The 14,941-nt window shown below is 72.8% G+C and carries 10 protein-coding genes, 1 tRNA gene and 1 pseudogene; 4 read left to right on the forward strand and 8 right to left on the reverse strand.

All coding sequences use genetic code 11. From position 1 onward, the window contains the following. The 6 genes from GJV82_RS18035 to GJV82_RS18060 all read right to left on the reverse strand — a co-directional run. Positions 1-2,604, reverse strand: a 2,604-nt coding sequence (locus GJV82_RS18035; protein WP_196217305.1) for a choice-of-anchor G family protein, incomplete at its 3' end; no start/stop codon positions are given. A gap of 370 nt (positions 2,605-2,974) precedes the next feature. Continuing rightward, positions 2,975-4,219, reverse strand: a complete 1,245-nt coding sequence (locus GJV82_RS18040; protein WP_024842371.1) for a beta-ketoacyl-[acyl-carrier-protein] synthase family protein — start codon at positions 4,217-4,219, stop codon at positions 2,975-2,977. Positions 4,220-4,314: 95 nt separating this feature from the next. After that, positions 4,315-4,563: an acyl carrier protein gene (locus GJV82_RS18045; protein ID WP_021482065.1), complete on the reverse strand. Its 249-nt coding sequence runs from the start codon at positions 4,561-4,563 to the stop codon at positions 4,315-4,317. A 164-nt stretch (positions 4,564-4,727) separates the two neighbouring features. Next, entirely contained in the window at positions 4,728-5,732 is a 1,005-nt protein-coding gene (locus tag GJV82_RS18050) for a beta-ketoacyl-ACP synthase III (protein WP_318657810.1), read from the reverse strand. Continuing rightward, positions 5,729-6,718 (reverse strand): ACP S-malonyltransferase, encoded by a 990-nt coding sequence (locus GJV82_RS18055; protein WP_318657811.1) that lies wholly within the window; start codon positions 6,716-6,718, stop codon positions 5,729-5,731. The genes GJV82_RS18050 and GJV82_RS18055 overlap by 4 nt, the downstream gene beginning before the upstream one ends. Before the next feature lie 122 nt (positions 6,719-6,840). Next, entirely contained in the window at positions 6,841-8,040 is a 1,200-nt protein-coding gene (locus GJV82_RS18060; protein WP_024842368.1) for a PucR family transcriptional regulator, read from the reverse strand. 119 nt (positions 8,041-8,159) lie between these two features. Here GJV82_RS18060 and GJV82_RS18065 point away from each other — a divergent pair, with 119 nt between their 5' ends. Beyond that, the gene (locus GJV82_RS18065) at positions 8,160-8,846 is read left to right on the forward strand and encodes a hypothetical protein (RefSeq protein WP_024842367.1); all 687 of its coding nucleotides are present in this window, start codon (positions 8,160-8,162) and stop codon (positions 8,844-8,846) included. 119 nt (positions 8,847-8,965) lie between these two features. Here GJV82_RS18065 and aceE read toward each other — a convergent pair whose 3' ends face one another. Further along, entirely contained in the window at positions 8,966-11,713 is a 2,748-nt protein-coding gene (gene aceE, locus GJV82_RS18070; RefSeq protein ID WP_318657812.1) for a pyruvate dehydrogenase (acetyl-transferring), homodimeric type, read from the reverse strand. 385 nt (positions 11,714-12,098) lie between these two features. Between aceE and GJV82_RS18075 the strand changes: the two genes are divergently transcribed. From GJV82_RS18075 to GJV82_RS18085, 3 genes are all read left to right on the forward strand, one after another. After that, positions 12,099-12,512: a DUF3052 domain-containing protein gene (locus tag GJV82_RS18075; protein WP_034605717.1), complete on the forward strand. Its 414-nt coding sequence runs from the start codon at positions 12,099-12,101 to the stop codon at positions 12,510-12,512. Then, positions 12,502-12,984: a peroxiredoxin gene (locus tag GJV82_RS18080; protein WP_051472000.1), complete on the forward strand. Its 483-nt coding sequence runs from the start codon at positions 12,502-12,504 to the stop codon at positions 12,982-12,984. The genes GJV82_RS18075 and GJV82_RS18080 overlap by 11 nt, the downstream gene beginning before the upstream one ends. 130 nt (positions 12,985-13,114) lie before the next feature. Beyond that, a tRNA-Val gene (locus GJV82_RS18085) sits at positions 13,115-13,188 on the forward strand. 499 nt (positions 13,189-13,687) lie between these two features. On the opposite strand, the pseudogene GJV82_RS18090 reads toward GJV82_RS18085, so the two are convergent. Continuing rightward, a pseudogene (locus GJV82_RS18090) lies at positions 13,688-14,873 on the reverse strand (IS3 family transposase). Between the last annotated feature and the right edge of the window lie 68 nt (positions 14,874-14,941).

Below are 14,941 nucleotides of genomic sequence, written 5' to 3' on the forward strand. Positions count from 1 at the left end.
GCCGTCGACCTCGGTGCCGTCGACCTCGGTGCCGTCCGCCTCGACGGTCAGGGGCGCCTCGGCCTCGGTGCCCGTGGTGTCGTCGATACCGACGACCGTGTAGGTACCGGGCTCGGTGCCCGCCGGGATCGTCACGGGCGTCGTGAAGGCGCCGGTCGCGTCGGTCGGGACGTCCTCGACGGTCGCGACGACCGTCCCGGACGCGTCCCGGACCTCGACCGTGACGGTCGAGCTGAGCGTGTAGCCCTCGCCGGTGACGTCGGTGGCCTCTCCGGCCACGACCGTGCTCGGGTCGACCGTCACGCTCGGGTCGATGGCCGCGGCCTCGACGGTGAGCGGCGTCTCCGCCTCGGTGCCCGTCGTGTCGTCGATGCCGACGACGACGTACTCGCCCGGAACCGTGCCGACGGGGACGGTGATCGGCGTCGTGAAGCCGCCCTCGCCGTCCGTCTCGACGCCGGTCACGGTCTCGACGACCGTGCCGCTGCCGTCGCGGATCTCGACGGTGACGGTGGAGTCGGGCGTGTAGCCCTCGCCGGTGACGTCGGTCGAGTCGCCGACGACCACGGTGGTCGGGTCGACCGTGAGGCTCGGCTCGATGGCCGCGGCCTCGACGGTGAGCGGGGTCTCGGCCTCGGTGCCGGTCGTGTCGTCGATGCCGACGACGACGTACTCGCCCGGCGCGGTCTCGACCGGGACGGTGATCGGCGTCGTGAATCCGCCCTCGTCGTCGGTCTCGACGCCGGTGAGGGAGGCGACGACCGTGCCCTCGCCGTCGCGGATCTCCACCGTGACGGTCGACGACGGCGTGTAACCGGTGCCGGTGACGTCGGTGGGCGTGCCCGCCGGGACCGTCGTGGGGTCGACCGTCAGGCCCGGGTCGATCGCCGCGGCCTCGACCGTGAGCGGCGTCACGGCCTCGGTGCCCGTCGTGTCGTCGATGCCGACGACGACGTACTCACCCGGAGCCGTGCCGGCCGGGACGGTGATCGGCGTCGTGAAGCCGCCCTCGCCGTCCGTCTCGACGCCGGTCACGGTCTCGACGACCGTGCCCTCGGCGTCGCGGATCTCGACGGTGACGGTCGAGTCGGGCGTGTAGCCCTCGCCGGTGACATCGGTCGAGTCGCCCACGGCGACGGTGGTCGGGTCGACGGTGAGGCTCGGCTCGATCGCCGCGGTGCCGCGCACGCTCGCCGACGCCAGGTGGACCTGGGCGAGCGGCGTCCCACCCCCGAGGGAGAGGAGCGTGAGCGTCGCGGCCCGCTGCGTGAAGGTCTCGTCCACGACCGCCGGCGACGGCTCCTGGACGTTGACGACGAGGCTGACCACGTCGTCGAGGACCTGGAACACGGGCGAGAGCGCCGCGACCACGGGGGTCACGACCGCCGTGTTCAGGGTCCCCGTGAGGGTGCTCACGATCCCGGAGTCGCCGAACAGCACCGCGTTGAGCGGCGCGGCCAGGGCTCCCACGAGCGTCCCGATCGGGAGGGTGATGCCGCCCCCGAGGAGCGAGGCGGTGACCGCGGCGTCGACCTCGTCGGTGTTGCCCGCCACGATGTCGCCGAGCGTACCCACGACGGAGATGTCGAGTGCCGTGAGTCCACCGAGGATCGACGCGTCGACGACGAACGTGAGCTCCGCCGACTGCAGCGCGGTCTCGACCGTCTCGGTCAGCGCGAGCGTGAGGTCGTCGAGTGCGGACGAGAGTCCGGCGAGGATCGCCGTGATCGCCGCGTCGTCCAGGACCTCGGTGTTGGGGTCGAACCCGTTGAGCGAGCCCTCGCCCCCGAGGATCGTGTCGAGGTCGACGGTGACGGTACCGGCCCCGACGTTGACGACGACGCCCTCGCTGCCGAAGTCCTCGTCGAGGACGGGTGCGAGCGCGGCCTCGAGGTCGAGGTCGATCGCAACCTCCGGCTGGACGCTCGAACCGAGCGCCGCGAGCACCGGCGAGAGGACGCCGATCGTGTCGAGCGCACCCGCGAGCAGGCCGTCGCTGCCCACGAGCGAGCCGACCGCGCCGTCGACCGCGGGCACCACGGTCTCGTCGACGGTCGTCGCGATGCCGGAGACCGCGGGGCTGTCGAGCTCGAGCGTCGCCCCGGCGATCTGGTAGTCACCGGTCGGCGCCGTGCCGCCCGTCGCCTCCGCCGTGGCCGAGAGCGCCCCGAGCGTGAGGTCGAGGTCGGCGACGACCGACTCGAAGCCGGGGCCGAGGAGCTGGGTCAGCTCGAGGCGGGCGTCGGAGGGGAACTCCGCGCTGCCGCCCACCGAGATCGTGCCCTGGTCGGACAGGGCACCCGACGCGGCCCGCGCGGAGCCGTCCGGGTTCGCCTCGGCGTACTGGTTCACGGCGCCGAGCGCGAGGACGCCGTTCGGTCCGAGGAGCTGGAGCGCCCCGGTGAGGTCGATCTCCAGCGCGCTGAGCACCTCGGCACTCAGGGGGTGGGTGTCCAGCGGCGTGCCGGACGGGGTCTCGGCGAGCGCCCCTTCGAGGGCGGCGACGGTGTCCAGGTCGAGGCCGGCGACGGTGCCCGAGAGGAACCGTCCCTCGGCCTCGGACAGGTCACCGGGTGCGGCGTTCGCGCCGGCACCGGAGAGCACCAGCGCGCCGACGAGACCGGTGGCCGCAGCGATCGCGACGCTGCGTGTGCGGCCTCTCCGTCCTGGTGGAGTGTGTACATGGCGTGGTCGGGTCATGGCCCCCGCTTTCCTTCCGTGGTCCAGCGCGTTCCGGCACGGACGTGCCGAGCGAACCGTAGGAAGGGGGATACGGGCCCACCACCGCTCGGGAGAGCGCTCGCGGGTGAAATTGCCCCGGGCACCGTCGTGACGGCGTCCATCCGCAGGATCCCGCGGGCGAGGGCCGTCGGACGGACGGGGCGAAACCCGCCATCTGGGCGGACGTCCATCTCAGATCGTGGCGGGGATGCGCGGGCGGCGAGAGCGGGGAGCCGCTCCGTCGCCCGCGGCGTCAGACGCTCGCGACGGCGAGGGCGACGTTGTGGCCGCCGAACCCGAATGAGTTGTTGATCGCGACGACGTCGCCGGAGGGCAGCTCGGCCGGGGTGTCGCGCACGAGCGGCACCTGGAGCTCCGGGTCGGGGTTCGCCACGTTGATCGTCGGCGGGGCGAGACGCTCCGAGACGGCCTTGATGGTGAAGATCGACTCCAGCGCCCCGGCGCCGCCGAGGAGGTGACCGGTCATCGACTTGGTCGCCGAGAGCAGCACGTGGTCGGCGTCGTCGCCCAGGAGCGAGCGGATGGACCGGGTCTCGGTGAGGTCGCCCACCTTGGTCGACGTGGCGTGCGCGTTGACGTGCACGACGTCGCGGCCCGTGACCCCGGCCTCCTCGAGCGCGCGGCGCATCGCCGCGACCTGCCCGCGGCCGTCCGGGTCCGGAGAGGTGATGTGGTAGGCGTCGGACGACAGCCCGACGCCGGCGAGGCGCGCGTACACGCGGGCACCGCGCGCGGCGGCGTGCTCGGCGCTCTCCAGGACGACGACGCCCGAGCCCTCGCCGATGACGAACCCGTCGCGGTCGACGTCGTAGGGGCGCGACGCTCCCTGCGGGTCGTCGTTGCGCAGCGAGAGCGTGCGCGACGCGGCGAAGGCCGCGATCGGCATGGGGTGGATCGTCGCCTCGGTGCCGCCCGCGACGACGACGTCCGCGCGGCCCGCGCGGATCATGTCGACGCCGTAGCCGATCGCCTCGGCGCCCGACGCGCAGGCCGAGACGAGCGCGTGCGCACCGGCGCGCGCGCCGAGCTCGAGCGACACGTACGCGGTGGGGGAGTTCGGCATGAGCATCGGGACCGTCATCGGCAGCATGCGACGCGCCCCGCGCTCGCGCAGCGTGTCCCAGCCGTCGAGCGTGGTCCAGATGCCGCCGATGCCGGACGACACGACCGTGCCGAGCCGGTCGCCGTCGACCTCGGGGCTGCCCGCGTCCGCCCACGCCTCGCGCGCCGCGATGATCGCGTACTGCGTGGACGGGTCCATGCGCTTGATCTCGGGGCGCGCGAGCACCTCGGCGGGGTCCACCTTGATGGTCGCGGCGAACGTCACCGGGATCTCGTAGCGCTCCGCCCAGTCGTTCTCGAGCGTGCGGGCGCCGGACTCGCCGGCGAGCGCCGCGGCCCACGTCGAGGGCACGTCGCCGCCCAGCGGCGTGGTGGCGCCGAGACCGGTGACGACGACTTCAGTGGCGGCGGACATGGTGCTCCTCGGGTGGGTCGGGGGGAAGGAGGACGGGCGGGTCGGCGCGGGTGACGCCGACCCGCCCGCAGGCCTGCGGGGCAGGCGGGGAGTGCTCAGGCCTGGGCGCCCGTGATGAAGGACACGGCGTCGCCGACCGTGGTGAGGTTCTTGACCTCGTCGTCCGGGATGCGCACCCCGAACTTGTCCTCGGCGTGCGTGACGATCGTCATCATCGACAGCGAGTCGATGTCGAGGTCGTCGGTGAAGGACTTCTCGAGCGCGACGGCGTCGGTCGGCAGACCCGTCTCCTCGGCGACGATCTCCGCGAGGCCGGCGAGGACTTCCTGCTCGGTGTAGGCCATGGTTTCTCCTTGTCGTGGGGCCGGCGGCGACCGGTCCCGGTGGCGGTGCCCGGTGGTGTGTCCCGGGCGGTACAGCGTGTGACGGTGCGTGCGACGGACGGGTCCGCCGACGTGTCGGTCCTCCCGCGGGGGCGGGGCGGCCGACCGTCCAGGGTGATTCTCCCCTACGGCAGGACGACCACCTGCGCCGCGTAGACGAGGCCGGCGCCGAAGCCGATCTGGAGGGCGAGGTCGCCGGAGCGCACCTGGCCCTCGTCGAGCAGGCGCCGCGTCGCGAGGGGGATCGAGGCGGCCGACGTGTTGCCGGTCTCCGCGATGTCCCGGGCGACCGCGACGGTGTCGGGGAGCTCGAGCTGCTTGATCATCTGGTCGATGATGCGCATGTTCGCCTGGTGCGGCACGAACGCCCCGATGTCGGCGGGCGTGACGCCCGCCTCGGCCATGGCCTTCGCGGCGACCGGCGCCATCTGGAACGCGGCCCACTTGAACACGCTCGGTCCGTCCTGGCGCAGCGTCGGCCAGCCGAGGGACGGGTCCTCGCGCAGGTCCGACCACGCGTGCGTCTGGCGGATCGCCTGCGCCTTGCCGCCGTCGGAGCCCCAGACGGTCGGGCCGATCCCCGGGGTGTCGGACGGGCCGACGATCGCGGCGCCCGCGCCGTCGCCCAGGAGGAACGAGATGGAGCGGTCCGTCGGGTCGATGAAGTCGCTCATCTTCTCGGCGCCCACCACGAGCACGTGGGTCGCGGCGCCCGCGCGCACGAGCGCGTCCGCCTGGGCGATCGCGTAGGCGTAGCCCGCACACGCGGCGGAGACGTCGAACGCGGCGGCGGGCGTTGCGCCGAGCCGCTCCGCGAGCACGGCGGCGGCCGCGGGAGTCTGGTGGAAGTACGTGACGGTCGAGACGATGACGGCGTCGACGTCGGCCCCCTGGAGACCCGCGCGGGCGAGCGCGTCGCGCGCGGCCGCCTCGGACAGGTCGAGGACGTCGACGTCCGCCCCCGCGCGTCGGCGCGTGACGATGCCGGTGCGCTGGCGGATCCACTCGTCCGACGAGTCGATCGGCCCGGCGATGTCGTCGTTCGTCACGACGTTCTCGCCGCGCACGCCGCCGATCGCGAGGATGCGCGAGTACGCCGGGCCCGTGGCCTGGCGCAGCGTCGCGCTCACGCGTCGGCCCCGGCGGGGGACGCGCCGCCCACGACGGAGTGGCGCGCGACGAGGTCCCGGGCCGCCTCGACGTCGTCGGGCGACTTCACGGCCACCGACTCGACGCCCTTGAGCGCGCGGCGGGCGAGCCCGGTGAGCACGCCGCCGGGCGCGAGCTCGAGGATCGCGGTGACGCCGAGGTCGGCGAGCGTCTCCTGGCACAGGTCCCAGCGCACGGGTGCGGCGATCTGCGCGGTGAGGCGGCGCACGACGTCGCGCGCCTTGCCGTACGTGCTGCCCTCGATGTCGATCGTCGCGTACGACTCGCCGTCGGCGTTCGAGAGGAACGGCACGCGCGGGTCGCTCACGTCCCACGACGCGGCGACGGGCTCGAACTCCTCGAGCGCGGGCTGCATGAACGGGGTGTGGAACGCCCCGGCGACCTGGAGCGGGATGACGCGCGCCTTGGCGGGCGGGTTCTCGGCGAGGGCCGCGAGGTGGTCGAGCGCGCCGGCGGCGACGACCTGCCCGCCGCCGTTGACGTTCGCCGGCCACAGGTGGGCCGCCTCGATCGCGGCGAGCACCTCTTGCGGGTCGCCGCCCACGACGGCGCTCATCCCGGTCGGCGTCTGCGCGGCGGCGGCGGCCATGGCGCGCGCCCGGTGCGAGACGAGGCCCACGGCGCCCGTGTCGGTGAGCGCCCCGGCGACCGCGGCGGCGGCGAGCTCGCCGACCGAGTGGCCCGCGGTCACGTCGACGACGTCGGTCGTCTGGCGGCCGTCGAGGATCACGCGGAGCGCGACGAGCGAGGACGCGACGATGAGCGGCTGGGCCACCGCCGTGTCGCGGATCGCGTCGGCGTCCGACTCGGTGCCGTGCGCGCGCAGGTCGAGGCCCGCGGCCTCGCCGAACGCGGCGACCTGGTCGGCGACGCCGGGCAGGTCGAGCCAGGGGGCGAGCATTCCGGGGGACTGGGAGCCCTGTCCAGGGCACAAGACGGCGAGCACCCGTCAACTGTGCCAACGCGGGGCTCTCCCGCCACGTCACGACCCGCACCAACCTTCGGAAGGGGGATTGTGCCGAACCTACAAGGGTCCGGGCGAGCCGGTCCCACGGCCCGGTGCACGGGTCAGCGCGAGCCCGCGAGCTGGCCGAGGGCGAGCGCGACCTGCAGGACGAACGACTCGCGCGCGTCGAGCGGGTCCCACCCCGTGATCTCGGAGACCTTGCGCAGGCGGTAGCGCACGGTGTTCGGGTGCACGTAGAGCGATCGTGCGGCCGCCTCGAGCGAGCGGCCCGTGCCGAGGTAGGCCGACAGCGTCTCCAGCACCGACCCCGTCGCCTCGGCCAACGGGCGGTACGCCTGGGCGACGAGCGTGCGGCGCGCGGTCGTGTCACCCGTGAGGACGCGCTCGGGCAGCAGGTCGTCGGCGAGCACCGGGCGGGGCGCCTGCGGCCACGCGGGCGCGGCCCGCAGGCCGGCGAGCGCCGCCTGCGCCGAGCGCGCCGCCTCCTCGAGGCCGGGGACCGTCGGGCCGATGACGACCGGTCCCGGCCCGAAGCGCGGCAGGAGCGACGCCGCGGCGGCCTGGAGGTCGCCCTCGCCGCCGAGCACGAGCACGAGACGGTCGCCGTGGATGCCGACGAGCGCGTCGCCCGCCGCGCGCCGCGTCGCGCGCCGGAGCTCGGCCGTGCGCACCTCGTCGAGCGTCGCGGCGATCGTCCCGGCCATGACCAGGGTCGACCCGTGCCCGCTCCACCCGAGCGCCGACACGCGCGAGCGCAGCGAGTCGTCGCCGTCGCCGCGGATGAGGGCGTCGACGACGAGGGCCTCCAGGCGCGCGTCCCACGCGCCGCGCACCTCGGCGGCGCGCGCGTAGACCTCGGCCGCCGAGAACGCGACCTCGCGCGAGTACCGCAGCACGGCCTCGCGCAGGTCGCGCTCGCCGCCCGGGGCGGCGAGCTGGTCGGAGTACGCCTCGACGACCTCGACGACGATGCGCACGAGCTGGAGCGTGTTCTGCAGCGAGATCGAGCGCGTGAGCTCGGGCGGGGCCGCCGCGAAGATCTCGCTCACGCCGTGCGGCGGGGCCTGCGGGTCGGCGTACCAGGTGACGAACGCGGTGATGCCCGACTGGGCGACGAGGCCCACGTACGAGCGGTCCTCCGCCGGGAGCTCGCGGTACCACGGGATCTCGTCGTCGAGCCGCCGCAGCGCGGCCGACATGAGCAGGCCGCTGCCGTCGCGCAGACGCTGGAGGTTGTCCGCGTTGCCCGCCGGTCCGCTCGGTGCGGTCGCGCTCGCCGGGGTCCTGGGGGAGGCCGTCACGCGCCGAGCATACGGGCCCGCGTTGTGGACAGTCCACAAACGCGGGCGCCCGGTGGCGCCCTCGTCGCCCGACGCCCGGCCGGTGGGTGAGCGTCCGGACGACCCGCTAGGGTCGGGACATGGCACTCATGCCCCGACTCCGACAGCTCATGCGCCGGCCGACGTCCGCGTCGACCGTCGGCACGCGCCGCCCACGGTCCGGGGAGAAGCGGGGGGACACGGTCCACGAGGACGCGCTGCGCGCGATGCTCGTGGACGACCCGAACGACGAGCGGGCGTTCCGCGCGCTCGCGGAGCTGGTCCGACGGCGCGCCGCGGAGGGCCCCGCCACCGACGACCCGCTCGCCGCGCCCGTCGACGAGACGGAGAAGCAGCGCGCGGCCGACCTCGCGGTCTGGGCGCTCGCCGAGGAGCTCGCCGGGCACCCCAAGGGCTGGTACCCGCTCGTCGAGCTCGGGCGGCTCTCGCTCGACGACGACCAGGAGTCCGCGCTGCGCCGGTTCGCGACCGCCGCGGAGCGCGACCCGTCCGGGCGCGCGCTCGCGCAGTCGATGGAGGTCCTGCGCGCGGCCGGCCTGCCGGCCGAGGCGCTGGGCCTCGGCGTCGGGCACTGGCGCGCGCGGGACCACGACCCCGAGGTCGGCCGTCAGCTCGTCCTCGCCGCGATCGAGTCCGACCGCCCGCTCGAGGCGCGCCACCACCTCGCGTCGCTCGTCGAGCACGGCGACCCGCAGGGCGTCGCGACCCTGCGCACGGACCTGGAGCGCGCCGTCGCGCAGGCCGAGCAGCACCGCGCCGGCACCTGAGGCCCGTTCCGGCGACGCCACCCGGCGCGCGTCGTCGACCCGCCCGAGACCGTACGACGACGGCCGGTCGCCTCCCCGCGGAGGCGACCGGCCGTCGTCGTGCTACCGGGCGGCGGGCGTCAGGACTCACCGCCCGCGTTGCCGGACGTGCCGGCGGTGACGTCCATGAGGCGGTACTTCTCGATCGCCTTGGCCGACGCGTCCGCGGGGACCTTGCCCTGCTTGGCGAGCGCCTGCAGCGTGCGCACCACGACCGACGGGCCGTCGATCTTGAAGTGGCGGCGCGCCGCCGCACGGGTGTCGGAGAACCCGAACCCGTCGGCGCCGAGCACCTCGTAGTCGCCCGGGACCCACTTGCGGATCTGGTCGGGGACCAGGTGGTCGTAGTCGCTCGTCGCGACGAACGGGCCCTCGGCGCCCGAGAGCCTCGCCGTGACGAACGGGACGCGCGGCTCCGAGGCCGGGTCGAGGAACGCGGCCTGGTCGGCGGCGAGCGCGTCGCGTCGCAGCTCGTTCCAGCTCGTCACGCTCCACACGTCGGCCGCGACGCCCCAGTCCTCCTTGAGGAGCTGCTGCGCCTCGAGCGCCCACGGCACGCCCACGCCGGACGCGAGGAGCTGGGCGCGCGGCCCGTCGCCCTCGCCGACGGCGATGCGGTGGATGCCCTTGAGGATGCCCTCGACGTCCACGTCCTCCGGCTCGGCCGGCTGGACCATCGGCTCGTTGTACACCGTGAGGTAGTACATGACGTTCTGGTCGCGCCCGTCCGACCCGTCGCCGAACATGCGCTCGATGCCGTCGCGCACGATGTGGCGGATCTCGTACCCGTAGGCCGGGTCGTACTGGACGACCGCCGTGTTCGTGCCCGCGATGAGCGGCGAGTGGCCGTCGGCGTGCTGCAGGCCCTCGCCCGTGAGCGTCGTGCGACCCGCGGTCGCACCGACGATGAAGCCGCGCGTGAGCTGGTCGCCCGCCGCCCAGAACTGGTCGCCGGTGCGCTGGAAGCCGAACATCGAGTAGAAGATGTAGAACGGCACCATGATCTCGCCCTGCGTGGCGTAGGACGTGCCGACCGCCTGGAACGCGGCCGCGGAGCCGGCCTCGTTGATGCCGGTGTGCATGATCTGCCCGGCCTCGGACTCCTTGTAGCTCAGCATGAGCTCGCGGTCCACGGCGAGGTAGTGCTGGCCCTGGGTGTTGAAGATCTTCGCCGACGGGAAGATCGAGTCCAGGCCGAACGTGCGCGCCTCGTCCGGGATGATCGGGACGATGCGCCTGCCGAACTCCTTGTCCTTGATGAGGTCCTTGAGGAGGCGGACGAAGGCCATCGTGGAGGCGATCTCCTGCTGGCCCGAGCCCTTCTTGAGGATCTCGTAGGACTTCTCGCCCGGCAGGGTGACCGGCTTGGGCGTCGAGCGGCGCTCGGGCACGAACCCGCCGAGCTGGCGGCGGCGCTCCAGGAGGTACTGGATCTCCGGCGCGTCGGGGCCCGGGTGGTAGTACGGGGGCTCGTACGGGTTGGCGTCGAGCTCCTCGTCGGTGATCGGGATGCGCAGCGAGTCGCGCAGCGCCTTGAGGTCGGCGAGGCCGACCTTCTTCATCTGGTGCGTCGCGTTGCGGCCCGCGAACGTCGGCCCGAGCGCGTAGCCCTTGACCGTGTGCGCGAGGATCACCGTGGGCTGGCCCGTGTGGGCGCGCGCCGCGGAGTACGCCGCGTACAGCTTGCGGTAGTCGTGGCCGCCGCGCTTGAGGTTCCAGATGTCCTCGTCCGTCATGTTCTCGACGAGCGCCTTGGTCCGCGGGTCGCGGCCGAAGAAGTGCTCGCGGATGAACGCGCCGGACTCGGCGCGGTACGTCTGGTAGTCGCCGTCGGGCGTGACGTTCATGAGGTTGACCAGGGCGCGGTCCTTGTCCGCGTTGAGCAGGACGTCCCACTCGCGGCCCCAGATGACCTTGATGACGTTCCAGCCCGCGCCGCGGAACTGCGCCTCGAGCTCCTGGATGATCTTGCCGTTGCCTCGCACCGGGCCGTCGAGGCGCTGCAGGTTGCAGTTCACGACGAACGTGAGGTTGTCGAGCTGCTGCTGCGCCGCGAGCTGGAGCATGCCGCGCGACTCGGGCTCGTCCATCTCGCCGTCGCCGAGGAACGCCCACACGTCCTGCTGGGACGTGTCGCGGATCCCGCGGTTGTGGAGGTACTTGTCCGTCCACGCCTGGTAGATCGCGCTCGCCGGGCCGAGGCCCATGGAGACCGTGGGGTACTCCCAGAAGTCCGGCATGAGGCGCGGGTGCGGGTACGACGGCAGGCCGCCGCCCGCGTGCGACTTCTCCTGGCGGAACCCGTCGAGCTGGTCCGCCGAGAGGCGGCCCTCGAGGAACGCGCGCGCGTAGACGCCGGGGGAGGCGTGGCCCTGGAAGTAGACCTGGTCGCCGCCGCCGGGGTGGTCCTTGCCGCGGAAGAAGTGGTTGAGCCCCACCTCGTAGAGCGTCGCGACGGACGCGTAGGAGGAGATGTGGCCGCCGACGCCGATGCCCGGGCGCTGGGCGCGCGTCACCATGACGGCGGCGTTCCAGCGGATCCACGAGCGGTAGCGGCGCTCCAGCGCCTCGTCGCCGGGGAAGTAGGGCTCCTCGTGCACACCGATGGTGTTCACGTAGGGAGTGGTCAGGGAGGTCGGGACGGCGACGTTGCGCTCCCGGGCCCTCTTGAGCAGGTTCAGCAGGACGTAGCGGGCGCGCGGGCCCCCGCGGTCGTCGATCAGGCCGTCGAGGGCCTCGACCCACTCGCCGGTCTCGGCGGGGTCGAAGTCCGGAACCTGGCTGAGCAGACCGTTGATCAGCGGTCCGGTCTCGTCGTACGAAGCCACCAGCAACCTCATATCTCGTCGGATGCCGGACGCACGGCCGCGCGGTACACGGCCGACGCCCGTCTTGGGCCCACTCCGGGCACGCGGCCGCGGCCGCTGGTGGCGACCGCGCCTCTTCACGAGACCAGGGTGGTCCACCCATTGTGTTCACAACGAGCGCGTAAGTCACACCATCGAGTGGTCAAGAGGGCGTGATTTCGGCGACACGTCGCGGCGCGGCGCGACGCGCGCGGACGCCGTCCGTGGCGGGCACCTTGCCAAGCACGGCACCCTCCGGTGGGCTACCTTTGCCAGACACGGCAGGTCGTCGTGCGTGTGGGCGTCCGCCCGGGCGCGCGTGCGGACCCCGTGCGGACGACAGGACGAGGAAAGGAACGACACGACAGTGACCGACACCGCAGGGCCCAGCGGGGTGGACCGCCTCGGCTTCGCGCCCGGCAACGTGGTGCAGGAGTTCGGCTGGTCGGAGGACGTCGACGACGACCTGCGCGGCGAGCTCGAGGAGCTCGTCGGCGGCGAGCTCGTCGACGAGGACTACGACGACGTCACCGACGGCGTGATCGTGTGGTTCCGCGAGGACGACGGCGACCTCACCGACCTGCTCGTGGACGTGCAGACCGTGCTCGACGACGGCGGCCTCATCTGGGTCCTCACGCCGAAGCCCGGCCGCACGGGGCACGTGGGCCACAACGACATCCAGGAGGCGGCGACGACGGCCGGGCTGCACGCGACGAGCACGTTCGCGATCGCCCCCGACTGGTCGGCGACGAAGCTCGGGACGCGTGGTCGTGGCCGCTGAGGCGGCGACCACCGGCGCCGTGGTCCGCCCGGGCGACCCCGCCCCCGACTTCACGCTCCCCGACACCCACGGCACGCCGGTCCACCTCGCGGACCTGCGCGGCGGGCCCGTCCTGCTCGTGTTCTACCCGTTCGCGTTCTCGGGCATCTGCACGGGCGAGCTGTGCGAGCTGCGGGACAACCTCGAGGAGTTCGAGGCGGCGGGGGTGACCCTGCTCGGCATCTCGTGCGACTCGGTCTTCACGCAGAAGGCGTGGGCGGCGCAGGAGGGCTTTGAGTTCGACCTCCTCTCCGACTTCTGGCCCCACGGCGACGTGGCCCGGGCCTACGGCGTGCTCGACGAGGACAACGGTCTCGCGCTGCGCGGGTCGTTCCTCCTCGACGCGGACGGGATCGTGCGCTGGTCGGTCGTCAACCCGCGCGGGCAGCGCCGCGACATCGACGGCTACCGGCGGGCGCTCGAGCAGCTCTGACGCGGCGCGCCGCTCCCGCGAGGAGCGGGGCGGCGGGGGAGGGCCGACGGCGGTCCTCGCGCCGGGTCGGCGCGCCCCCTGGTGGCCGGTGGCGGGGTGCCGACCCGGTAGGCTGTGCTCCGCTGTTCCAGGGCCTGTAGCTCAGCTGGTCAGAGCGCCACGCTTACACCGTGGATGTCGGGGGTTCGAGTCCCTCCGGGCCCACCCAAGACGACGTACTAGAACACCTGACATCGGTTGACGTCGGTTCTGGTGTCAGGGCGGCGAACGGCTCAGCGAGTCGGATCGTCGCCCTTTCGTCTTCGCTGATGTCGATGCGGTCGTAGAAGGTCTGGTTCGCGAGGCGCCGGCCGTGGTCGTCGGTGCGGGCATACATCTGCCCGCAGTCCACCAGGAGCCGCAGCGCTGTGCCGAGGTGTTTGCGGGGGCCTTCGTGGTGGCCGTGCTCGGTGGTGAGGCGCCGGTCGATGTCGGTTAGGCCAATGCGGATGCGGTCTTGGTGGCGCTTGAGTGTGTCGAGGTCGAGGTCGAGGTCGAGGTCGAGGTCGAGGTCGAGGTCGAGGTCGAGGTCGATGGCGTCGGCGAAGTGCGCGGCGAGTAGCTTGTCGCTCTCGGCCTCCAACCTCTTGCGGTTGGCGGTCAGCTCAGCCAGGGCCTGGGAGCGGGAGGCGAGGGGGCTGCTGCACGATTCCGTGACAGTTGGTTAGGCAGCTTGGTCGGCGGCCTGGCTCATGATGATCTCGAACTCGATCGGGGTCAATCGTGCGAGTCTGGCCTGGCGTCGGCGACGGTGGTAGGTCCGTTCGATCCAGGTCACGATCGCGATCCGCAGCTCCTCTCGGGTGGTCCATCTCTGCCGGTCCAGGACGTTGTGCTGAAGCAGGCTGAAGAAGCTCTCCATGGCGGCGTTGTCACCGGCTGATCCGACCTGGCCCATGGATCCGCGCATCTGGTGGCGCCAGAGGGACTGCTGCAGCTTTCGGCTTCGAAGCTGGCCGCCGCGGTCCGAGTGCAGGGTGCAGCCGGCCACGCGCACCCCGCGGCGCGAAACCGCCGATTCCAGGGCGTCGACGGCCAGCTGGGACGTCATGCGGTCTGCGATGGAGTACCCCACGATCCGGTTCGACCACACGTCCTTGACCGCACACAGGTAGACCTTGCCTTCGCTGGTGGGATGCTCGGTGATGTCCGTCAACCACAACCGGTTCGGGCCAGGAGCGGTGAATTCGCGACGCACCAGGTCATCGTGCGCGGGCGCGCCGGGCCGCCCATTCTTCCCGCGGCGCTTCTTTCCGAACACGCACCACCACTGGTTCGCCGAGCAGATCTTCCACACCGTGCGCTCACTGACCTTGTGCCCGGCCGCGTTCACCTCGTCGAACAGCAGCCGGTAGCCGAACTCGGGGTCCTCACGGTGGGCATCGAAGACCGCGTTCGCGAGATACGCCTCCTCGAGCTCGCCGCCGGTGACCGGCTGGGCGAGCCAGGCGTAGTAGTAGTGCTGGCGGTGGAGCTTGAGCACCCGGCACGCCACCGCGACCGGCACCCTGATCGGGGCACCGGCCGCGGCGAGCTCTCTCTCACGAGCGGGTAGAGCCTTTTCCCGGCAGCTGAGCCTGGGACAGGTACGCCGCCGCCCGCCGCAGGACCTCGTTCTCCTGCTCCAGCAACCGAATCCGACGTCGAGCCTCACGCAACTCCCGTGCGTGCTCCGAGGCGACGCCGGGCTTCACGCCGTCCTCGACATCGGCGGCACGCAACCACTTCGTGATCGTCATCTCATGGACCCCGAAGTCCTGGGCGATCTGTGCCAGCGTCACACCGGGACCACGGTTCCGGGCGACCCGCACGACGTCCTCACGAAACTCACGGGGATAGGGCCTGGGCACAGCAACATCCTTCCAGCCTGCTCGGCGAGCAAGCGATCTGAGATGTCACAGATCCGTGCAGCAGCCCC

This window comes from Cellulosimicrobium composti, from assembly GCF_009711085.1.
Lineage (GTDB): Bacteria > Actinomycetota > Actinomycetes > Actinomycetales > Cellulomonadaceae > Cellulosimicrobium > Cellulosimicrobium composti.

Excerpts from the sequence above, each read along its gene's own strand:
- GJV82_RS18045 (WP_021482065.1), bottom strand. The coding sequence starts at position 4,563 with ATGGCCTACACCGAGCAGGAAGTCCTCGCCGGCCTCGCGGAGATCGTC.
- GJV82_RS18040 (WP_024842371.1), bottom strand. The coding sequence starts at position 4,219 with ATGTCCGCCGCCACTGAAGTCGTCGTCACCGGTCTCGGCGCCACCACG.
- GJV82_RS18065 (WP_024842367.1), top strand. The coding sequence starts at position 8,160 with ATGGCACTCATGCCCCGACTCCGACAGCTCATGCGCCGGCCGACGTCC.